Annotated in this window: 15 protein-coding genes and 1 pseudogene; 7 read left to right on the forward strand and 9 right to left on the reverse strand. The window is 63.4% G+C overall.

Features of this window, described 5'->3' with window-relative positions:
- Window positions 1-9: 9 nt before the first annotated feature.
- Both fdhD and ACTJKM_RS14065 read left to right on the forward strand, forming a co-directional pair.
- Entirely contained in the window at window positions 10-849 is an 840-nt protein-coding gene (gene fdhD, locus ACTJKM_RS14060; protein ID WP_440660521.1) for a formate dehydrogenase accessory sulfurtransferase FdhD, read from the forward strand.
- Window positions 839-1,072 (forward strand): formate dehydrogenase subunit delta, encoded by a 234-nt coding sequence (locus ACTJKM_RS14065; protein ID WP_057255048.1) that lies wholly within the window; start codon window positions 839-841, stop codon window positions 1,070-1,072. Before fdhD ends, ACTJKM_RS14065 begins: the two co-directional genes overlap by 11 nt.
- 150 nt (window positions 1,073-1,222) lie before the next feature.
- On the opposite strand, the gene ACTJKM_RS14070 is transcribed toward ACTJKM_RS14065, so the two are convergent.
- The 4 genes from ACTJKM_RS14070 to rocF form a co-directional block, all read right to left on the reverse strand.
- On the reverse strand, window positions 1,223-3,007 hold the full coding sequence (locus tag ACTJKM_RS14070; protein ID WP_440660523.1) for a methyl-accepting chemotaxis protein: 1,785 nt from the start codon (window positions 3,005-3,007) through the stop codon (window positions 1,223-1,225).
- Between the two features lie 433 nt (window positions 3,008-3,440).
- Entirely contained in the window at window positions 3,441-3,920 is a 480-nt protein-coding gene (locus tag ACTJKM_RS14075; RefSeq protein ID WP_057255050.1) for a chemotaxis protein CheW, read from the reverse strand.
- 339 nt (window positions 3,921-4,259) lie between these two features.
- Entirely contained in the window at window positions 4,260-5,465 is a 1,206-nt protein-coding gene (rocD, locus tag ACTJKM_RS14080) for an ornithine--oxo-acid transaminase (RefSeq protein WP_440660525.1), read from the reverse strand.
- A gap of 22 nt (window positions 5,466-5,487) precedes the next feature.
- Window positions 5,488-6,411, reverse strand: coding sequence for an arginase (rocF, locus tag ACTJKM_RS14085; RefSeq protein ID WP_058321760.1), 924 nt, complete (start codon window positions 6,409-6,411; stop codon window positions 5,488-5,490).
- Between the two features lie 154 nt (window positions 6,412-6,565).
- Here rocF and ACTJKM_RS14090 point away from each other — a divergent pair, with 154 nt between their 5' ends.
- The gene (locus ACTJKM_RS14090) at window positions 6,566-7,000 is read left to right on the forward strand and encodes an Lrp/AsnC family transcriptional regulator (RefSeq protein ID WP_043614769.1); all 435 of its coding nucleotides are present in this window, start codon (window positions 6,566-6,568) and stop codon (window positions 6,998-7,000) included.
- A gap of 111 nt (window positions 7,001-7,111) precedes the next feature.
- Window positions 7,112-7,594 carry a VOC family protein gene (locus ACTJKM_RS14095; protein ID WP_057255053.1) on the forward strand — a complete coding sequence of 161 codons (483 nt, stop codon included), beginning with the start codon at window positions 7,112-7,114 and terminating at the stop codon, window positions 7,592-7,594.
- 66 nt (window positions 7,595-7,660) lie between these two features.
- Here the strand turns inward: ACTJKM_RS14095 and ACTJKM_RS14100 are convergent, their stop codons facing one another.
- The 5 genes and pseudogenes from ACTJKM_RS14100 to ACTJKM_RS14120 form a co-directional block, all read right to left on the reverse strand.
- Complete coding sequence (locus tag ACTJKM_RS14100) at window positions 7,661-8,452, reverse strand: APH(3') family aminoglycoside O-phosphotransferase (protein ID WP_058325750.1); 792 nt, start codon at window positions 8,450-8,452, stop codon at window positions 7,661-7,663.
- Between the two features lie 192 nt (window positions 8,453-8,644).
- Window positions 8,645-11,482 (reverse strand): annotated as a pseudogene (locus ACTJKM_RS14105) (translocation/assembly module TamB domain-containing protein); the annotation flags it as partial.
- Window positions 11,483-12,926: 1,444 nt separating this feature from the next.
- Window positions 12,927-14,840: an autotransporter assembly complex protein TamA gene (locus tag ACTJKM_RS14110; RefSeq protein ID WP_440660527.1), complete on the reverse strand. Its 1,914-nt coding sequence runs from the start codon at window positions 14,838-14,840 to the stop codon at window positions 12,927-12,929.
- Between the two features lie 269 nt (window positions 14,841-15,109).
- Window positions 15,110-16,339 carry an MFS transporter gene (locus ACTJKM_RS14115; protein WP_440660528.1) on the reverse strand — a complete coding sequence of 410 codons (1,230 nt, stop codon included), beginning with the start codon at window positions 16,337-16,339 and terminating at the stop codon, window positions 15,110-15,112.
- Between the two features lie 217 nt (window positions 16,340-16,556).
- A complete protein-coding gene (locus ACTJKM_RS14120) occupies window positions 16,557-16,814 on the reverse strand; it encodes a glycine zipper domain-containing protein (RefSeq protein WP_034802400.1) in 258 nt (85 codons plus the stop codon).
- A 430-nt stretch (window positions 16,815-17,244) separates the two neighbouring features.
- Here ACTJKM_RS14120 and ACTJKM_RS14125 point away from each other — a divergent pair, with 430 nt between their 5' ends.
- The 3 genes from ACTJKM_RS14125 to ACTJKM_RS14135 all read left to right on the forward strand — a co-directional run bounded on the left by ACTJKM_RS14125 (window position 17,245) and on the right by ACTJKM_RS14135 (window position 20,972).
- On the forward strand, window positions 17,245-17,733 hold the full coding sequence (locus ACTJKM_RS14125) for a (2Fe-2S)-binding protein (RefSeq protein ID WP_034802397.1): 489 nt from the start codon (window positions 17,245-17,247) through the stop codon (window positions 17,731-17,733).
- A gap of 80 nt (window positions 17,734-17,813) precedes the next feature.
- Window positions 17,814-20,159, forward strand: coding sequence for a xanthine dehydrogenase family protein molybdopterin-binding subunit (locus ACTJKM_RS14130; RefSeq protein WP_440660529.1), 2,346 nt, complete (start codon window positions 17,814-17,816; stop codon window positions 20,157-20,159).
- A gap of 15 nt (window positions 20,160-20,174) precedes the next feature.
- Window positions 20,175-20,972: an FAD binding domain-containing protein gene (locus ACTJKM_RS14135; protein WP_093233149.1), complete on the forward strand. Its 798-nt coding sequence runs from the start codon at window positions 20,175-20,177 to the stop codon at window positions 20,970-20,972.
- The last annotated feature ends 137 nt before the right edge of the window (window positions 20,973-21,109 follow it).

The raw sequence follows: 21,109 nt of genomic DNA on the forward strand, positions 1-21,109 counted from the left end.
CGACCGACCATGGCGACATTTAGGACATCGACAACCGTTGCCGAGGCTGCCCGCCGCGGCGGCGCGCTTCGGGACGGTTCACGCGCCGTGCCGGAAGAGACGCCGGTTGCCTTCAGCTACGGCGGCTCGACCCACGCGGTGATGATGGCGACGCCCGGCGACCTTGAAGACTTCGCCGTCGGCTTCAGCCTGACCGAAGGCATCATCACGGATACCGGCCAGATCGAAACAGTCGAGATCGTCGCCGAGACGGTGGCCGGCAATCTCGGCATCGACCTGCAGATTGTGCTTGAGGACCAAGAGAACGACATGCTCCGCCAGCGCCGCCGGCACATGGCGGGTCCGGTCGGGTGTGGGCTTTGCGGCATCGAATCGATCGAGCAGGCAGTGCGGCCGACGCCGGATGTTTCCGGGTCGAAGTTGAGGCTGTCGCAGGAGGATGTCGTCTCGGCCGTGGCACTGCTCAACGGCCAGCAGCCGCTGCATTTCGAGACGCGCGCCGTGCACGGTGCCGCCTTCTATGTGCCTGGACGCGGCCTGATCGCAGTCCGAGAGGATGTCGGCCGCCACAATGCGCTCGACAAGCTGGTGGGTGCTGCGGCGCGCGCCGGCTTTAGGGGTAGCGATGGCGCCGTCGTCGTTACCAGCCGCGTTTCCGTCGAGATGGTGCAGAAGACGGCGGTCGTAGGCAGCCCCGTGATCATCGCCATTTCGGCGCCGACGGCGCTGGCCATCCGTACGGCAGAGGCTGCGGGCATGACGCTGATTGCGCTGGTGCGCGGCGACGAATTCGAGATATTCACCCATGCCGAACGCATCAAGTCCGGAGCTGTCGCCGATGTCGCATGACAACACCAACGCCAAGCTGATCTACATGGCGAACCAGATCGCCACCTTCTTCAAGAGCCAGCCGCAGAACGAGGCGGCCCAGGGCGTTGCCACCCATATCAACAAATATTGGGAGCCACGCATGCGGCGGAAATTGTTCGAGCATATCGACAATGGCGGCGAGGGGCTGACGCCGCTGGTGCTGGAAGCGGCGGCGAAGATCAAGCGTCCGGAAGCCGCCTAGCCAGCCTGCGCTCATCATCGACCGCAGGTTCTCCGCTCTTAGCGGACGGGGCGTTTTCCAAGCAATTGCTGCGTCTGAAAAGATTAAAGGGAAGGCGGCTACCGGTAGCCGCCTTCCCCATTCCCGAGCGCGGGGTGCAGGGATGTGCGCTCAGAAATTCTGCCAGCCATCCGCGGCCGGTGCCGCAGCAAGGCTTGTTCGTTGGCCGCTGCGCATGGCGCGGGCGGTTGCGTGGAGCCGGGTCGGTTGCGCGCGGTCGTCAAAGTGGCGGTTCGCGTCGATGATCTGGGCTTGCTCGCCGTAGCGGAACTGTCGGAGCAGTTCGTGCAGGGCGTCTGCCTCGCGGGCCATGGCGTGGCTTGCGGCCGTGCTTTCCTCGACCATCGCTGCATTTTGCTGGGTCGCCTGGTCCATCGAGTTGACCGCCTGGTTGATCTCCTTGAGGCCGGTCGACTGTTCGCGGGCGGCCTCGACGATCGCCGAGACGTTGGCGTTGATCTCCTGGACCTGGGAAAGGATCTCTTCGAGCGCAGCACCCGTCTGGCCGACCAGCGACACGCCGTTCTTGACATGTTCGGTGGAGGTGCCGATCAGCGCCTTGATATCCTTGGCCGCACTTGCGGAGCGTTGCGCCAGTTCGCGCACTTCCTGGGCGACGACGGCGAAGCCCTTGCCGGCTTCACCGGCGCGTGCCGCCTCGACGCCGGCGTTGAGCGCCAGCAGGTTCGTCTGGAAGGCGATGTCGTCGATGACGCCGATGATGTTGGAGATTTCGCGTGACGACTGTTCGATCTGGCCCATCGCGCCGATGGCGCTCTTGACCACATTGCCGGAGCGTTCGGCGCCGGCCTTGGTCTTGGCCACCATTCCGCCCGCCTCTTCGGCCCGGCGGCTGGAGTCGGCAACCGTCGTGGTGATCTCGTCGAGCGCGGCTGCGGTTTCCTCGACGGAGGCCGCCTGCTGTTCCGTGCGCTTCGACAGGTCGTCGGCCGCTGAGCGGATTTCCCGGGCGCCGGAGGCAATCGCGCTGGCATTGTCGCCGACGGTGCGCATCGCCTCGCGCAGCTTGGCGGTCGCCCCGTTGAAGTCGGTCCGCACCGTTTCCATGCTGGGCACGAAGGGCGTGTCGAGGTTGCGGGTCAGGTCGCCCTCGGCGAGCGCCCTCAGGCCGGCGCCGAGGCTGTTGATCGCGCTCATGCGCTCGCTGACGTCGGTCGCGAACTTGACGACCTTGTAGACCTTGCCGCTGAAGTCGCGGATCGGGTTGTAGGCCGCCTGGATCCAGATCTCCTTGCCGCCCTTGCCGTAGCGCACGAACTCGTTGGAGAAGAATTCGCCGGCGGCGAGACGTTTCCAGAAGTCGGCATATTCGGCGGTGCGGGCGTAATTCGGTTCGCAGAACATGCTGTGATGCTTGCCCTGGATTTCCGAGAGGCTGTAGCCGAGTGCGGCGCAGAAATTCTCGTTGGCCGTCAGGATTTCGCCTGTCGGTGTGAACTCGATGACCGCCTGCGAACGGGAGATCGCGTCGAGCTTGCCGGCATCCTCGGTTGCCCGCGCCTTGGCGGCGGTGATGTCGGTTGCGAACTTCACCACCTTGTACGGCTTGCCGCCGCGGAACACAGGATTGTAGGTCGCCTGGATCCAGATTTCGCGGCCGCCCTTGGCGATGCGCTTGTAGGCATTGGCGTCGAACTCGCCGCGCCCGAGGCGGGCCCAGAAGTCGCGGTATTCCTGCGTCTGGGTGTAGTCGGCCGGGCAGAACATGCGATGGTGCTGGCCGACGATTTCCGAAAGGCCGTAGCCGAGCGCCTGGCAGAAGTTCTCATTGGCGGTCAGGATCTTGCCGGTCAGGTCGAACTGAATGATGGCCTGCGACTTCGAAAGCGCGGCGACGATCTGGCGCGCATCTGCAATTTTACCGAGAGCGAACATTGTAACCCTCTGATCTCGTTTGTTGGCTCAAGCCGGGGCTTCGTGCCTTCTTTGACAGGGTTTGCGGGGCCAAAGCGGCGCAACTCCCGGACTAAGACAAATACCGGCCTGCCGAAAATTGTCTGGTCGTCCTACGCCGGCCCACCGGGTCAGCGGCTTCGTGCTTCGTGAGGGGAGTTCGAACTACCGGGCTTCATGCCCAAGTCGCCGTGTTTCTACAATCTAGGTTAGTAACAGGACTATTAAGCAGGTGTTAAAATAGCAACTATCAAATTTCAGTTGTAAAAACTCGTATATCCAATTTTAGTTGAATTAGTTGATCCTGCTTTTCTAATCTACTGCCGTGCAATCTGGGTCTGCCGCCAATAAGAAAGGCCGCCCCACGGCACGTAGGGCGGCCTTCATGTCGTTCGTCTGCTACCTCAGGGTTACCTCAGGCGGCCAGTTCTTCGACTTCACGTTCCTTGAACATTCGCGCCAGGTTGAGGAAGCAGATCATGCCGTTCTCGTTGGCGATGATGCCTTCGGCAAAGCTCTTGTCGAAGGACGCTGTCACTTCCGGCACCGGCTGCACCTGGCTGCCCTGAACGGTGAGGATGTCGGAGACGCGATCGACGACGAGGCCGATCACCATGTTGTGCACTTCGGCGACGACGATTGCGCTGCGTTCGTTGGCCGTCGTCGATTTCATGCCGAGCTTGTGGGCAAGATCGATGATCGGGATCACTGTGCCGCGCAGGTTCATGACACCGATCACTTCCGGCGGCGAATGGGGAATGGGGGTGGAGGGCGCCCAGCCGCGGATTTCGCGGATCGTCGTCGTCTTGACGCAGAATTCCTGATCGTGGAGGCGGAACGCAATGATCTCCAGCGTCTCGCCGTCAAACCCGGCCGTCCTGAGTGTGCTTGTCATCGAAGGTCCTTCCAGCTTTCCGGTCGACGCCCATGGCGCGACACCGCCAAACTCGAGATATCTCCGCATGGCTGCCGGCGCATGGGAGCGCGGCGATGGTCCGTTGGGGAGAGATCCTTACAGTCCGCCGATCACATCCGGCGGGGCGCAGCTGCATCATGCGCGGAAGAACCGCTTTGCGCTTTGGGAAGGGACTATAGGCCGGGATTCGTTAAGACTTGCTTTTGCAAGTGCTTAGAGCAGTTCCAGGAAAAGTGTGAAACGGTTTTCCGTCCGGAATTGCGTCGCTTCAAGGATGATCCGCCCTGAGCCTGGCTCGGGGCGGATCGGATCTTGGGGTCAGGCGGAGGCGAGAACCTTTGCGAACTGTTCCACGGCCCAGTCGACCTGTTCAGCGTTGATCACTAGCGGCGGCGCAATGCGGATCGTGTCGCCATGGGTGTCCTTGGCAAGGATACCCAGCTGCTTCAGTGCTTCGCAGTACTTGCGGGCGCCACCGGCTTCCGGCACCAGCTCGACCGCCAGCATCAGGCCGCGACCGCGAACTTCCTTGATGATGTTGGAGCGGATGTCGGTGAGGCCCTTCTGGAAGCGCTCGCCCATGCGGGCTGAGTTCTCGATCATGCCTTCTTCCGTCAGCGCCTTCAGCGCCGCCCGGGCGATGGCACAGGCGAGCGGGTTGCCGCCGAAGGTCGAACCGTGCTGGCCCGGTTTCAGAACACCCAATACTTCGGAGTTCGAAAGCACGGCGGAGACCGGGTAGAAGCCGCCAGAGAGCGCCTTGCCGATCAGCGTCACGTCGGCTTCGATGGCTTCGTGCTCTTCGGCGAGCAGCTTGCCGGTGCGGCCAAGGCCGGTCTGGATTTCGTCGAGGATCAGCGTGATGCCATGCTTGGTGCAGAGCTCGCGAACGGTCGTGAAATAGCCAACCGGCGGAACGATAACGCCCGCTTCGCCCTGGATCGGCTCGACGAGGAAGGCGACGGTGTTCTCGTTGATCGCAGCGCGGAAGGCGTCGATGTCGCCGAAGGGCACGACCTTGAAGCCCGGTGCGAAAGGACCGAAGCCGGTGCGGGCATCCGGGTCGGTGGAGAAGCCGACGATGCCCATGGTGCGGCCATGGAAGTTGTTGGAGCAGACGATGATCTCGGCCTGGTTCTCGGCCACGCCCTTGACCTCGTAACCCCACTTACGCACCGCCTTGACGGCGGTTTCGACGGCTTCGGCGCCGGAGTTCATCGGCAGCACCTTGTGCGAGCCGGTGAGGGCTGCGATCTCTTCATAGAAATGCGCGAGCTGGTCGTTGCGGAAGGCGCGGGAGGTGAGCGTCAGCTTCTGCGCCTGCTCCATCATCGCCTTCAGGATCTTCGGATGGCAGTGGCCCTGGTTGACGGCCGAATAGGCCGAGAGGCAATCGAGGTAGCGATTGCCCTCCATGTCCCAGACATAGACGCCTTCGCCGCGCGAGAGCACCACGTCGAGCGGTTTGTAGTTATGCGCGCCAAGCCGGTATTCGGTTTCGATCAGGGCTGCCGTCGTATTCATACATTGTCCTCCGTTTGTTATCTCAGGCGCTGCGGGTCGGCCGGTCGAGCACACGGCGGCCGAAGAGGCTCGCCGTCAATTCGACCAGGATACGCGCGCTCTTGCCGCGGTCATCGAGGAAGGGGTTGAGCTCGACGACGTCGAGCGAGGAAACGAGTTCGCTTTCCCAGAGCATTTCCATGATCAGGTGCGCCTCGCGGAAGGTCGCGCCGCCGGGAACGGTGGTGCCGACGCCGGGGGCGAGTTCCGGATCCATGAAATCGACATCGAGGCTGACATGCAGCAGGCCGTTGGCGGCGCGAACCTCATTGAGGATCTGGCGCATGATGTGGGCCATGCCGAGTTCGTCGACGGCGCGCATGTCATAGACGCGTACGCCGTGCTCGGTGATCTCTTCGCGCTCGCGATCGTCGACGGAGCGGATGCCGACCTGGAAGACCTTCTTCGGATCGACGAACGGCCGGTCGGCCGGCAGAATCGGAGCGAATTCCGCTTCGCCACAGAAATACGCGACCGGCATGCCGTGCATGTTGCCGGAGGGGGAGGTTGACGGCGAATTGAAGTCGGCGTGGGCGTCGAGCCAGAGCACGAAGAGCGGCCGGCCGACTTCGGCGGCGTAACGCGCCATGCCGGAGACGCTGCCCATGGAGAGCGCGTGGTCACCGCCGAGGATGATCGGGAAGTGGCCCTTGCGAACCGTGTCGTGCACGGAATCGTGCAGCGCGCGGGCAAAGGCTGCGACGATCTGCAGATTGTTGGCGCCCGGGTGGTTGGCGAGGTCGCGGGCCGGCAGCGGCTTGACGTCGCCTTCGTCGTGAACCGTGTGGCCGAGGTCGCGCAGCACCGTGTCGATGCCGGCTATGCGCAGGGCCGTCGGCCCCATGGCTGCGCCGCGCCGTCCAGAACCTTCTTCGATGGGTGCGCCGATCAGCGTGATGGTCGTCATATCCGCCCGATTCCTTCTCAAGATAATTCCGTGTGTACCCGGTTGGGATCGCGCGGATTATGGCCAAAATGCATGTCAGCAAAAAGATGGAAAACTGCCGATTAGTGAGATAAAATCGACAGATTGATAAGCACCATGTTACAAAGTGATAGCAATGGATGATCTCGATCAGGCACTCATCAGCGCCTTGCGCCAGAATGCGCGCATCCCCGTTTCAACGCTATCGGAAATGACAGGCGTATCGCGCGCGACCGTTGCTGCCCGCATCGACAGGCTCGTCGCTAATGGCACGATCGCTGCCTTTACCATCCGAACCGGCGCGGAAATCCCGGCTTCCGGGGTCCGCGCCGTGGTGATGATCGAGGTGCATGGAAAGATGGCCGACCGCGTTGCCGAACAGTTGCGCGGCCTGCCGCAGGTCCGGGCGCTGCACAGCACCAATGGCCGCTGGGACTTCATCGCCGAGCTGCAGGATCGCGATCTCGTCTCCTTCGACGAGACGCTGCGGCGCATCCGCCTGATCGACGGGATCACCGTCACCGAGACGAATATCCTGTTGAAAACCAGCAAGATGACCGGTGCATTCTGAGCATTTTTCGCCGCCCAAAGCGGTGAGGAAATTGCGTCTCTGAGTCGAATTGTTCTTGCTTTGTTCTCATGTTTCGCTATGATGTGCGCCTCACCCAAGATGGAGGATGTCATGGTTGCCAATGGCGGCAGGCTTGCCGATCGGCAGATCTGTGTGAAGCTGTTTGTCAGGCATGGCGACGAGGATCGCGCCATCGCCTTTTATCGCGAGGCGCTCGGCGCCGAGCTCCTGCAGCGGCACGAATGGCCGAGCGGCATTCTGACGAGTGCGGATCTGAGGATCGGGGAATCGGTCTTCCGGATTGCCGGGGCCAACCCGCGCCGCGATGCGGAGCCCAAGCTCGGGGGACCGCGCTCTCCGCATGCGCTGGGCACGACGGCGGTGATCCTGGAACTGCATGTTCGCGATGTCGATCGTGTGATCGGCCGGGCGATCGGCGCGGGGGCAAGCCTGCGCAATCCGGCCGAGACTTTGTCGACCGGTGACCGCGTCGGTGCCTTTATCGATCCTTTCGGCCATATCTGGGCGCTGTTCAACGCCATTGAGGATGCCGAAATCGTCGATCTGAACATCGAGGCCCGCAACGCCGCCTGAGGCGTTGCGGGCCTCTCGCTGTATGGCCGTGCACTTTGGCGGGATATGTTGCCCGCCGCGTGGCAATCAGAAGAACTCGTCGAGCAGGCAGTAGAGGTCGCGTTTCTCCGGATCGTCCCTGTCGATGCCATAGCGCGCCAGAAACGGCTGGACCCATTCCTCGCCGAGATTGTGGGCGATGCTGTGACAGGCAAGTGCAATGTCCTGATAGGGATCGGCGACGCCCAACCGGCTGCAATCGATGAAACCGGAGAACCGGCCATTCTTCTCGATGATGTTCGGCAGGCAGGCGTCGCCGTGGGTAATGACGAGCTTGCCGATCGAAGGTACGCGGGCTCGGAGTTCTGCAAAAAGATCTGCCGCCGTGCGGCCGAGTCGCGTTTCGTCGAAATCGTCTTCATCGATAAGGCCGGCTTCGGTGCGCGCTCCCGCGATGGCGATGCGCTTTTCGATCCGGTGATCGAAGGGGCAGTCGGCGACGTCCAGCCCATGCAAGCGTTTCAGGGCGTCCGCCAAGATGACGATCCGGTCCTTTGGCGACAGCGTCGTGGAGGCGAGGTCCGTGCCCTCGACAGCCTGCAGCAGCAGCCAGTTCGTTTCCGCGTCGAAGGCGCGGGCGATCACCCGCGGACAGGGCATGCCCTGAGACGCCAGCCAATCAAGCCGCTCCGCCTCGTCAACGAATTCGCTGAAGGGGCCGGCAGCCTCGACTTTCAGCACCAGCATCGGGCGATCCGGCGCCTTCAGCAGATAGATGCTCGAGTCCGACTGTCCGAGCGTGTCATGATTCCAGTCATAGCCTGCAACGAGCGGCAGGAGATTCTCGGGCAATTCGAGATGCGGTTTTCGGGAAGACAATACAATCACCTGAAAAATGAATGCAGCAAATTGGCCGTGACGGCGGCTGATGCCGATGTGGGTTCGCTGTGGCGGTGATTCCACACGTGACGTGCACGCATTCGCGCGGCTGCGGATCGTATTCGGTCCGCAGGCCGTATCTTGATCTGATCAAAATGTCGTCGAGGAGCGCGACGCCAGACAAACCGCCCCTCAATACTCCTTCTCGAAGAAGATACCGCCCGATGCCGAGCCGTCGCCCGCAGCCGACCCCTTGAGCTTCACGCCCTTGCCGACATCGAGATTGATGACCGCCTTGCTGGAGGCAGAATCAGAGCCCTGCTGCAGCTCGATATAGGTCCGGTCGTTGAGATACTTGCCGGCGCGCACCGAAGCGCCGCCGTTCTCGTCGGTGGTGACGTCGAGGTCGTCGACGCCGAGCTTGTTGCGCAGGCCATCAAGCAGCGACGTCGAGCCTCCGCCGGCAAGCTGGCTGACGGCGGAGGCGAGCTGGGCGATCTGGAAGGCCGAGAGGTTCGACAGCGACCGGTTGAAGATCAGCTGTGCCAGGATCTCGTCCTGCGGCAGCGCCGGCGATGACGAGAAGGCGATCTGCGGATTGTTAGCGAGGCCCGCAACCGAGACTGTGATGGTCGTCGAGCCGACGCTGGAGGTCGCCTTGAGGTCAAGCGTCGGGATCAGGTCGCCACCGAAGCCGATATTGCCGTCGGTGAAGGTCAGGCGCTTGCCGAGGATTTCGAGGCGCCCGCGGCGCATTTCGAAGCCGCCGGAAACGATCGGCTGCACGGCCGTGCCCCGGATCGTCAGGTTGCCACCGAGTTCGGCGTCGATGCCGCGGCCGCGCACGAAGACCTGGTTGGCGGCAACTGCCAGATCGAAGGCGATGCCGCCGCTGGCATTGGCGCCGGCTGCCGGCACCTCGTCCTTGCGCAGGTCCTTGACCATTTTCTGCACCTTGGGCGGCGCATTCTTGTGCTTGATGTCGATTGCCGAGAGCGAGGTGGGCAGCTTCTCGGGAATGGTGATCGATGCCTTGCGGATCGTAACCTTGCCGCCGAGCGTCGGGGTCGCGACCAGCGGACCGGTCAGCGTCATTTCGCCATTGAGATTGGCGTTGAACAGCGTGCCGTCGACATAGGTGGCATTGTTCAGGCGGATCGTCAGATTGGCCGGGAAGCCGGAGCCGGGGACCGTGCCGACGGTGCCGGTCGCCTCGATCGAGCCGCCGGTCGCGAGATTGGCCGAGAGCTTGGAGATCGTCGCCTGCTTTCCGTCGAGCGCGACATTGGCGGTCAGATCGTTCAGTGCCAGGTTGCGGCGCACGTCGACGAGCCGCCCGCCGGATGTCGTGACGGTGCCGGCGATCTGCGGCGCCTTGGCGGAGCCGGAAATCGCGAGGTTGATGCCGGCCTGGCCCGTGAGCGTGAAGCCTTTTTCCGCCATCAGGTTGGCAATGAGGGCAAAGGGCAGGTTGCCATTGAACTTCATTGCGATCGGCATGTTGCCGCCGATATCGACATTGCCGCCGCCCTTGAAGGAAAGGCCGCTGGCGCCCGAAAGCGTCGTGTCGAGCGTTACCTTGTTGTTGGCGAACTTGCCGTTGGCGGCGATGTCGAAGGCGGCGACCCCGGCCGTGCGTGCGGCGGCCAGCGACGCGCCAGACCATTTGAGGTTGTAGGCGACGACAGGTGCGGACGTTGCGCCAGCGACGTCGACGGTGCCGGCGATCGTGCCCTCGGCGCCGAGGTCCGGGACAAAAGCGTTGACCAGCGCTGCGGGCAGCGCATTGAGCTTGGCGGTGATGTCGAGTTTTTCGCCGGCCGTTCCGTTGACCGCGATGGTGCCCTTCGATGCCTGGATCGTCAGCGCGTTGAGGCGGACGGTGCCGTTTTCGATGGCGATGACCGTCGGCTGCGCGAGCTTCAGCGGGATGCCCTTTGGCGTCGCGCCGAAGGAGGCGAGGCGAATTTCCGTGCGTCCCTTCGCACTCGTGAGATCGCCCTTAGCCGTGAGCGGGCCACCATCATATTTGCCGTCGATCGAAAAGCCGGTGCGTCCCGCCTGCTGCTGGAAATCGACGGCGAGGCCGGCAACGCGGTTGGCGCCTTGAGCGATGGTCTCGGCGCGCACGCTGCCCTTGATGGCGAGGGCCGCGACATCGGAGATCGTGATATCAGCAGTCGGCTTGGCGATCGTCAGGGCATCACGCTTGATGCCGCTGCCGCCGGCCTTGACGACGACGGAGGTGATGCCGTTTGCGGTCTTGATTGCGGCCGACCCGTTGAGATCGCCAGAGGCTTTCTGCCCGGCCATGGCGGCAAGCAGGCCGAGATCGGGCAGGTTGAAATCGATCTTGCCGTCCGGTTTGAAGTCCGGGGTGAAACTGATCGCACCGGTCAGCTTGTTTTCACCGATCCTGGCTTCGAGCACGGGGATGGCGGTGCGTCCGTCCTTGGAGACGACGTCGGCCTTGACGTCGATCGCCTGGCCGTCGAGCGCACCGGTTGCGGTCAGGCTCGCCTGCGGGCTCGAGGGGTTGGCCTTCGCGTCGGCCTTGATCGTGAGGTCGCTGAGGGTGCGTCCGGCGAGCGTGGCGCCGCTCGAGGTCAGTTCGGCCTTGATGCCGAGTTCGGCGAGCGGGCCGGTCACGGCTGCGGTAAATTCAGCCTCGCCCTTGGCATCTGCCAGAAGCTTGCCGAGATTGGGCAGCTTTCCCTTGAGATCGGTGGTCAGTTGTCCCTGAGCCAAGGCTATCGTGCCGGCCGCCTCGATCGTGCTCGATTTGAGTTCGAGGCCCTCGACGGTCACGCTGCCGTCGTTCGCCGTCTTAACCTCGCCAGCAAGCGCGATGGTCCCGTCGAACTTTGCCGCCGCAGCCGGCGGCAGAGCCTCCGGAACGGTAAAGAGCTTGAAGGCGGTGGTGACCGTGTTTTCCTCACGTGAGACGGCACCGGTGACCGAACCGCCAATGCCGGGGCTTTCGATCGTCACCGGATCGAAGACGATGTTCTCCTTCGTCACCGACAGGCTGGCGTCGATCTTCATTGGCGCCTGGACCAGCCGGGTGACGTTGGCGTCGACGAAGCCTGCCTCACCGACTTCGATCACCGTTTTTAGCGGGCCTGATTGTGTAGCGAGGTTGAAGCCGTCGCTGCGCGCCGACAGCTTGACGGCGCCAAGTGCCGCGTCCGGCAGCGTCACGGAGGCGACGTCGGCGGCGAGATCGAGGATTGCGGCCTGCGCGTCGCCGATCAGCGACAGGTTGACGGCGTTGATCTTTGCCTGGGCCTCGCCCTTCTGCAGCGGCCAGCGGAAGTCGATCGCGCCGTTGGTGCCGGCAAGCCGGGCCTGCAGATTGTTGTCGCCCTTGCTGTCGAAGGTGCCGAAGGCGCCAAAGGTCAGCGCGCCGGTCGCGATCTGCCCCTTGTCGACGCGCACCATGCCCTGGCCGTTGAACGCGGCTGCGACGTCGATGCTGGTCTCGCCCTCGAACATCGCACGCAGTGCCGGCGGCATCAGCGAACCGAAGCCGCCGCCGCCAGTGACGGTGAGCCGATGCATGCCGTCGGGTGTCTGGACGTGGCGACCGTCGAGCTTGAGGATCTCGCTGCCGTCGAGCGCGGCCGTGGCAGTGCCGGCCCAGTCGGAAAGGGGACCTTCGCCGGTCAGCTTGATGTTGACCGCGGGCTCGTTGGGCAGGCGAAGGAGTTTCGCGAGCACGCCGTTGTTGGGCTCATCGACGGTTGCCTCCAGCTTCAGCTCGTTGCCCGCCGGGTTGAAGACGATATCGGCGACGGCGCGCGCTTCCGGCCGGTCACGCTGGGCGGCGGTCAGGCTGAGGGCAATGCTCTCGTTGGTCGCATTGATCTTGCCGCTGGCGGTCAGGAACTGATCTTCGCCGGCGATTGCCTTGCCGATGACGATCTCCTTGAGATCGATCGCGTCGATCTTGACGTCGACGGGAAGCGCGAAGGTCGCGCGCACTTCCTTGGTCTCGGTCGAGGGGATCGGCAGGCGTTCGACACGCACCGAGCCGGCGGACAACGCCGCGGCGTCGAAGCGGAAGGAGAGGAGGGCCGCCGGCGACCAGTTGAGCTTGAGGTCGCGGACCTCCGCATAGACGCCTTGGCCGTCGAAAAGCGTGATGCTTCCTGCCGCAAACTCACCTGTCAGCAGCGCACTCGGATCAGCGACCCGCACGATCTGGTCAGGCGTTGCCGCATATTTCTCGATTGCCCAGGCGACGAGGCGGGCGCCTGGAGTCGTGAAGCCCACGAAGGCGACGAGAAGGAGGGCAACGACCGCAATCACGCCAAGCACACGAAGGCCATAGCGCAGCGTCGCGCGAAGGAAGCGGACGACCTGATTCATGCTCTACCCTTAGCGCAAGTTGCGCTGCAGCGGAATCGCCGCAGGGCGAAACTATCGCGCAATGACGGCAATTTGCCGGTTCTTGCTGGAGAATCGGCCCTACTCAGAACGATTGGCCGATACCGGCATAGATGCCGTACTTGGTGCCACCGGGATATTTGTTGAGCGGCACGGCGAAGTCGAGACGGATGGGGCCGAAGGGCGTGGCATAACGCAGGCCGATGCCGGCGCCGGCGCGAATGTCGGAGAAATCGGGCGTCGTTTTCGCCGACACCGTGCCGGCATCGATAAACGGCACCACGCCGATCGTGTCGGTGATCGCGATGCGGGCTTCAAGCGAGGCGTTGACATAGGAACGCCCGCCGGTCTCCTCGTTGTCGGCGTTGCGCGGGCCGATCTCCTGGTAGGAGTAGCCGCGCACCGAACCGCCACCGCCAAGATAGAAGCGACGGTTTGCCGGGATATCCTCAAGCCCGCTGCCGCCGACGAGCACGCCGGCGCCGATCTTGCCGGCGAGAACGAAACGCTTCTCGTCGCCGAGCGCATGGTAGCCCGATGCCGACGCTTCGAAGGACGAGAAGAAGGTCTGGCCCTTGATCTCGTAGCTCGGCTTGGCGTTGATCATCGCCCGGTAGCCGTCGGTTGCGTTCAGCTTGTCGTCGCGAGTGTCGCGCACATATTCGAGCGGAATGGCCGCGGTCAGGTAGGAATTCGAGCCGAAGGCGTCGTCGATGTTGGCCCAGCTCAGCTCGCCGCCACCGGACACGGTGTCGGTCGGCGAGAGTTCGAATGTGGCGCCGGCAGCACCCGTCAGGATCTTGGCGCGGTAGGCGTCCGGATCCTGGATGTTGGCCTTGAGGCTGGCGGTAAAGGTCGAGGCGGGGCCGAAGGCGCCGGGCTTGGTGAAGAGGATGCCGACCGAATAGTCGAGCTTGTCCAGTTCCTTCGTCTCGCCGATGCGGTCGACCGAGCCTTCTATGCGCAGCGATTCCGCCCGCCCGAAGAGATTACGGTGTCCCCAATAACCCGAGACACCCAGACCATCGGTGGTCGAAACCTGCGCACCGAAGCCGAAATATTTATGCTTGCCTTCCGAGACCTCGATCTTCATTGGGATCGATCCGTCAGGCGACAGCGTGTTGGCTTCCTTGATCGTCACGCTTGAGAACACGCCGAGCTGGCGCAGGCGCTCGGATGCCTTGCGGATATCCTCGGGCGAATAGGGGCGCCCTTCGTTGAGGCGCGAATAGTCGCGCACGAAACCGGGATCGACGGTCTTGGTTCCCGATACGCTGACATCGCCGACAGGCGCGACCGGCCCGCCGCTTGCGCCGATGACGACGTCGACGGTGGAATTGGCGTGGTTGGCGACGGCGCTGCGTTCGGTGAGCTTGGCGAGTGGCCGGCCCTGCTCGCGCAGGTCGTTCACGACCTTTTCGCCAGCCTTGATGATCAGGGTCGAATCGGCGCGTGCGCCGGCAGGCAGGCCATAGTTATCAGGATTGAAGCCGGCCGCATCACCTTCGAACCTGACGGAACCGACCGTAAAGGCGGGGCCGGGCGTGACGGTGACCGTTACCGGGATCGCCTGCCCGTCGGGGAAGGCGGGATCCGGCGGCAGGCTGTCGATGTCCTGGCCGTTGACGCGAATTGCCACGGTGCCGCCGTAGCGGGCCTTTTCGTAGAGGGCGGCGAGCAGCCGGTCGCGATCGTCGCGCGCGCGGATGGCAAGACCGAGATCGCCGGACACGGGCTTTTCCTGACCCTGGACGAGCTGCGAGCTGTTTTCCAGCGCTTCCTTCAGTTCCTTGTCTTCGGTGCCGGCGTCGAAGGTAAGCGTATAGTTGACCGGGTCGATGACCGGCGCTTCCTCTTCGTCGCTCTCGAAGAACTTCATGCCGAAGAGCTTGAAGGCATGGGCGTTTTTGGCGGAAATCGGGCCGAGCGCAAACGAGAAGGCGACTGCAAGCGCAGTTGCGGCCTTCCAGTACGCAATACTCGACCGTGGTGGGGACATTCGCTTCCGCATCCCGTCTTCAGGCGACCCAATACAAACTGCCTGCTTATGCGGCCGGGTCACTATTGCATGCCTAAGGTTTTCCATCTGTTAACGATGACAGCCGGCTGCATCCACCCCTGATACCGATTTTCGGTGCCGTTTTCCGGGAAAAAGCTCCGAAATGTTGTCGGCGCAGCACAACCATAGGCTCCGGACGGACGGTTGCCAGCCAGGCGCGCCGGCATTTTGCTGGGTGTTTGGCTGGTTTTGTCCGCGGATCGTCGGGCCTATGCGGCTTCCGGCAGTGCCCGCAACTGCGGCACGCGAGAGGCTATGATAACGAGAAACTGGACCAGGAAACCCGTCGCGGCAACGGCCAGGCATGCCTCGACGCCGAAACGCGTGGCGACGACGGCACCCAGCGCTGCGCCGATCGGCCGCGCGCCGAACGTGGCTGTGGTGATGAAGGCGGAAACCCGACCCAGCATCGCATTCGGCGTGACGGCCTGGCGCAAGGTGAGGGTGGCGATCGACCAGAGCACAGGCCCTGCGCCAAAGAGGAAGAAGCTCAAGCCGGCAAGAACGCCGGATGGCATCCAGATCGTCGAGAGCATCACGGCGGCCGCCGCCAACCCGCCGAGCGGACCAAGCGCAATCATCACGCCGAAGGGGACACGGCGCGCAATGGCGGGCGCGGCGAATGCGCCGATCATCATGCCGGCGCCATAGATGCCGAGCGTGATGCCGACGCCTGTCGCCGTCATGCCGAGGGTTTGAATGGCATAAGCGACATAGACCGCCTGCAGCACGAACCAGGCGGTGTTGAAGACTATCGCCGTGACGAGGATCGGCCTGAGCAGCGTGTGGCCGGCAAGGAACCGTGCGCCTTCGGTCAGATCCTGCAGAAGTTTGCGTTTTGCCGCGGCGGGTTGGTGATGCTCGCCAAGGCCGGCAAGCAGGACGACGGAGAGAAGAGAAAGGCATGTGGCAGCGACATAGGCCAGGGATGCGCCCGTCCATGCGACGATCGCGCCGCCGATCGCCGGCCCGCCCGAATAGGCAAGGCTGCGGGCGAGTTCCAGCCAGCGGTTGGCATCGGCCAGTTGGGCGCGGGGAACGATCACCGGAATAAGGGCAGGGGCAGCGACATTGTAACAAACGGTGCCGATGGCACCGACGAACCCCATCGCAGCCAGAAGCGGCAGGGTCAAAAGGCCGCTGACCATCAGGAGCAGCGTGGCGACCAGCGACAGCGCGCGCAGCATTTCCGAGGAGACCATCAGCCTCAGTCGCGAGGCGCAATCGGCGACGAGCCCGGCCGGAATGGCGAGCAGGAGAAACGGAAGTGTCTGGGCCATCTGCAGCCATCCGGTTTCCGCCGGACCGGCGGCGAGCAGCAGCACCGCGGCGAGCGGAGCGGCAGCCAGCGCCATCTGCTCCGAGAATTGCGCAAAAAGATTGGACCAGCCGATCCGCTTGAAGGCTGGCGGCAGTGGATTGCCTGGTGATTTCGACATGTGACGGCCTCGATGGATGATACTTCGAGGACAGCAGACGGATTTGCGCGGCCGATAACCACCCGGTTTGCGCGCGTCGGATCATTTCTTGGGGGTATGCCTAGCTTCGCCGGCGCGTCCGGAACGAAAAACCCCCTCAGGCTTTGCGCCATGAGGGGGTAATTGGATCCTACGGAGAGCTTGCGCTACGCCGAAGGATGACCGTCTTCGCTACGCCTTAGCGCGGGCAAGAGTCGATGTAGCGGCGGCCATAGCGGTCGCGGTAGTAGCACTGGCCCGGCTGCTCGGTGACGTTGCCGATGACTGCGCCGGAAACGCCGCCGATGGCCGCGCCGACCGCTGCGCCACGGACGTCGCCGGTGACAGCGCCGCCGATGATCGCGCCGGAAACGGCACCGATGCCGGCGCCTTTTTCCGTCTGGGTGCAGCTTGCGACCGCCAGGGCGACCAGCACAAGTGCGATGGCTTTCTTCATGTTGTTCTCTCCGATCTCTACGGATCTTAAGCCTAGCGCTCAGTCCGTCCCGTGGATGATGGCGAAGCCGGGAACATCCCGCTCCACCTGAACTTGCAGTTCGGAAAATACGCGGTCCCTATTGAAAGTCTACGGGGACCTGCGGCTTCTTCCGGCGCGCAAGATAATGATATCGTTCCTGAACGGGACATGAAGGCTCAGTTCCGCGAGATACAACCCGCGTGGAAAAATATTGTCGTCCGGCGAGCGGTAGCGGTTGCGGCATTCCCAAAAAAGACAAATGATACAAACAAGCCTGCGACATCCGGAGGAGCGGATCCGTGGGCGACGGGCATCGATATCAGTTGGCGCGTACCCTAGTCGCGTGAACCATCTCACCCGACTTTTCGGCCGCGCTCGTGTTGGCATTGACCGACCCCGGAGGAGCGAAATGGCGAAAGTAACAATGACGGTCAACGGCCGTCAGGTGAGCGGTCATTGCGACGACCGCACATTGCTGGTGCAATTCATACGCGAAAATCTCGGACTGACCGGCACCCATGTCGGCTGCGACACGTCGCAGTGCGGCGCCTGCGTCATCCATATGGACGGAAAATCGGTCAAGAGCTGTTCCATCCTCGCCGCACAGGCGGCCGGATCCACGATCACCACCATCGAAGGGTTGGCGGCGGACGGCGAACTCCATCCGGTGCAGGCGGCGTTCAAGGCCAATCACGGCCTGCAATGCGGCTTCTGCACGCCCGGCATGGTGATGACGGCCGTCGACATGATCCGCAGGCACCAGGGCCAACTGGACGAGGCGACGGTGCGCGCCGAGCTCGAAGGCAACATCTGTCGCTGCACCGGCTACCACAATATCGTCAAGGCGATCCTTGCTGCCGCCGCCGAGATGAGTGGCGCCCGCGTGGCCGCAGAATAGCGGTAGATTTGGGGGCGGGACCCGCCCCGAAGGCATGTCATCGAAGGACTGTCGCTGGATATCTCGGGAGGAGATAGGCAATGGGCGTTGAAGGCATTGGCGCGCGGGTGGCGCGCAAGGAAGACAAGCGGTTCCTGACCGGAAAGGGCCGCTATACGGACGACATGTCCGTGCCGGGCATGAAATATGCGGTGTTCGTGCGCAGCCCGCATGCGCACGCGAAGATTCTGAAGGTGGACGCGTCGGCGGCCAAGGGCATGCCTGGAGTCATCGACGTGCTCGACGGCAAGCAGATCCTCGCCGACGGTATCGGCAACCTGATCTGCGGCTGGATGATCCACTCCAAGGACGGATCGCCGATGAAGATGGGCGCCTGGCGGCCGCTTGCGCACGAGACCGTGCGTTATGTAGGTGATGCCGTGGCGATCGTCGTTGCCGATAGCGTGGCCGAGGCGCGTGACGCGGCCGAGGCGGTCGTCGTCGATTATCAGGAACTTCCCGTCGTGATCGATGCGTCGAAAGCGCTCGAGGCGGGACAGCCACAGCTTCATCCGGAAGCGCCCAACAACCTGATCTTCGACTGGCAGATCGGCGACGAATCGGAGACTGACAAGGCGATCGCAACGGCCGCGCATGTCACCGAGGTCACGATTCATAACAACCGGCTCTCGCCCAATCCGATGGAGCCGCGGGCCGCACTTGGCATCTATGACGCCGGCGACGACCACTACACCTGCTACACCACCAGCCAGAACCCGCATGTGGCGCGGCTGGTGATGAGCGCCTTCTATAATGTCGCTCCGGAAAACAAGCTCAGGGTGATCGCGCCCGATGTCGGCGGTGGCTTCGGCTCGAAGATCTATATCTATCCGGAGGAGATCGTCTGTCTCTGGGCGTCGAAGCGCACCGGCGTGCCGGTCAAATGGACCTCCGACAGAACCGAGGCGTTCCTGACCGATGCGCATGGCCGCGACCACGTGTCGACGGTGAAGATGGCCTTCGATGCGAACAATCGCATCATCGGGCTGAAGGTCGACACGATCGCCAATCTCGGCGCCTATATGTCGCTCTTCTCCTCGGCGGTGCCGACCTATCTCTATGCGACGCTGCTTTCCGGCCAGTACGACATCCCGGCGATCCACGCGAATGTGCGCACGGTCTACACTAACACCGCACCGGTGGATGCCTATCGCGGCGCCGGGCGGCCGGAGGCGACCTATCTGCTCGAACGCACCATGGAGACGGCGGCGCGCGAACTCGGGGTCTCACCGGCGGAACTGAGGCGGGTCAACTTCATCCGCTCCTTCCCGCACCAGACGCCCGTGATCATGAACTATGACGCGGGCGACTACGAAGCGTCGCTGAACGCAGCGATGCAGGCGGCTGACTGGAACGGCTTTGCCGCCCGCAAGGCGGAAGCCGATCGCCGCGGCATGAAGCGCGGCATCGGCATGAGTTGCTACATCGAGGCCTGCGGCATCGCGCCGTCGGCGGCGGTGGGCTCCCTCGGGGCCGGCGTCGGTCTGTGGGAATCGGCCGAGGTGCGGGTCAATGCGGTCGGCACGATCGAGGTCTTGACCGGCTCGCACAGCCACGGCCAGGGCCACGAGACCACCTTTGCACAGCTCGTCGCCGATCGCTTCGGCGTTCCGATTGACAGCGTCAACATCGTGCATGGCGATACCGACAAGGTGCAGATGGGCATGGGCACCTACGGCTCGCGCTCCGGCGCCGTCGGCATGTCCGCCGTCGTCAAGGCACTCGACAAGGTGGAGGCCAAGGCGAAGAAGATCGCCGCGCATCTGATGGAAGCGGACGAAAGCGACATCGTGATTGAGAACGGCGAACTGAAGGTTGCCGGCACCGACAAGGCGGTGCCCTGGTTCCAGATGGCGCTTGCCGCCTACACCGCCCATAACCTGCCCGCGGGCATGGAGCCGGGCCTGAAGGAGGGCGCCTTCTACGATCCGGCCAACTTCACCTTCCCGGCCGGTTGCTACATCTGCGAGGTGGAGGTCGATCCCGATACGGGGCGGACCAAGATCGTCCAGTTCGTCGCCGCCGACGACTTCGGCAACATCATCAACCCGATGATCGTCGAGGGGCAGGTGCATGGCGGCATTGCCCAGGGCATCGGCCAAGCGCTGCTCGAAGGGGTGCATTACGACCCCTCCGGCCAGCTGCTGACGGCAAGCTACATGGACTACGCCATGCCGCGTGCCGACGATCTGCCGTCGTTCCAGGTCTCGACCTCGAACACGCCCTGCCCGAACAATCCCTTGGGGATCAAGGGTTGCGGTGAGGCGGGCGCGATCGGCTCGCCGCCGGCGCTGATCAACGCCATTACGGATGCCATCGGCAACAACGCGCTCACCATGCCGGCAACACCGCAGAAGGTGTGGGCGGCGGCGCACGCGGCCAAGTGAACGGGAGGACACCGCATGTACGAGACCCAATATCACCGGGCGTCCTCGGTTCAGGATGCCGTCAGCCGAATGGAAGCGGCCGGCGAAGGCAAGTATGTCTCCGGCGGCATGACGCTGATCCCGACGATGAAGCAGCGGCTGGCGGCACCGAGCGATCTCATTGATCTCCGGCATATCGCCGAGATGCAAGGCATCACGGTTTCCGGCCGGTCAGTGCGGATCGGCGCCGCCACGACACATTATGACGTGGCGTCGTCGGCGGCGCTCAAAGCCGTCTGTCCGGCGATCTGCAGCCTTGCCAGCCATATCGGCGACCCGCATGTGCGGCACATGGGCACGATCGGCGGCTCCATCGCCAACAACGACCCAGCGGCCGATTATCCGGCGGCGATGCTGGCGCTCGGTGCGACGATCGTGACCAACAAGCGCGAGATTGCGGCAGATGATTTCTTCACCGGCCTGTTCGAAACGGCGCTGGAGGACAGCGAGATCGTCACCGCCATTACCTTCGATGCGCCTGCCAAGGCTGCCTATCAGAAGTTCGCCAATCCGGCATCGCGCTACGCGATGACCGGTGTGTTCGTCGCGCGACGGGACAATGGCGACGTCCGGGTGGCCGTTACCGGAGCGGGAGCGAACGGGGTGTTCCGGCATGGCGATATGGAGGCGGCGCTGGTTGCCAACTGGTCGCCGGACGCGCTCAGCAATGTCAGCGTCGATGCCTCGGAACTGCTCTCCGACATTCACGCCGACGCGGCCTACCGCGCCAATCTGGTGAAGGTCATGGCCAAGCGCGCCGTGGCGGCGGCCTGACCGGCATGGGGTATCGCCAAACAGCAAAAAAAGGGGGCGGCTTCGGCCGTCCTTTTTTCATCCTTGCTTGACTTCGATCAAGCTTGAAGAGATGAACATGCGCTAGGGCTTTCTTTGGAATGTTTCAAAACTAGGGC

The organism is Ensifer sp. 22460 (genome assembly GCF_052044935.1).
Lineage (GTDB): Bacteria > Pseudomonadota > Alphaproteobacteria > Rhizobiales > Rhizobiaceae > Ensifer.

Bases quoted from the DNA above. Each gene is read 5' to 3' on its own strand.
- fdhD (WP_440660521.1), top strand. From the start codon at position 10: ATGGCGACATTTAGGACATCGACAACCGTTGCCGAGGCTGCCCGCCGC.
- ACTJKM_RS14065 (WP_057255048.1), top strand. From the start codon at position 839: ATGTCGCATGACAACACCAACGCCAAGCTGATCTACATGGCGAACCAG.
- ACTJKM_RS14070 (WP_440660523.1), bottom strand. From the start codon at position 3,007: ATGTTCGCTCTCGGTAAAATTGCAGATGCGCGCCAGATCGTCGCCGCG.
- ACTJKM_RS14075 (WP_057255050.1), bottom strand. From the start codon at position 3,920: ATGACAAGCACACTCAGGACGGCCGGGTTTGACGGCGAGACGCTGGAG.
- rocD (WP_440660525.1), bottom strand. From the start codon at position 5,465: ATGAATACGACGGCAGCCCTGATCGAAACCGAATACCGGCTTGGCGCG.
- rocF (WP_058321760.1), bottom strand. From the start codon at position 6,411: ATGACGACCATCACGCTGATCGGCGCACCCATCGAAGAAGGTTCTGGA.
- ACTJKM_RS14090 (WP_043614769.1), top strand. From the start codon at position 6,566: ATGGATGATCTCGATCAGGCACTCATCAGCGCCTTGCGCCAGAATGCG.
- ACTJKM_RS14095 (WP_057255053.1), top strand. From the start codon at position 7,112: ATGGTTGCCAATGGCGGCAGGCTTGCCGATCGGCAGATCTGTGTGAAG.
- ACTJKM_RS14110 (WP_440660527.1), bottom strand. From the start codon at position 14,840: ATGTCCCCACCACGGTCGAGTATTGCGTACTGGAAGGCCGCAACTGCG.
- ACTJKM_RS14115 (WP_440660528.1), bottom strand. From the start codon at position 16,339: ATGTCGAAATCACCAGGCAATCCACTGCCGCCAGCCTTCAAGCGGATC.
- ACTJKM_RS14120 (WP_034802400.1), bottom strand. From the start codon at position 16,814: ATGAAGAAAGCCATCGCACTTGTGCTGGTCGCCCTGGCGGTCGCAAGC.
- ACTJKM_RS14125 (WP_034802397.1), top strand. From the start codon at position 17,245: ATGGCGAAAGTAACAATGACGGTCAACGGCCGTCAGGTGAGCGGTCAT.
- ACTJKM_RS14130 (WP_440660529.1), top strand. From the start codon at position 17,814: ATGGGCGTTGAAGGCATTGGCGCGCGGGTGGCGCGCAAGGAAGACAAG.
- ACTJKM_RS14135 (WP_093233149.1), top strand. From the start codon at position 20,175: ATGTACGAGACCCAATATCACCGGGCGTCCTCGGTTCAGGATGCCGTC.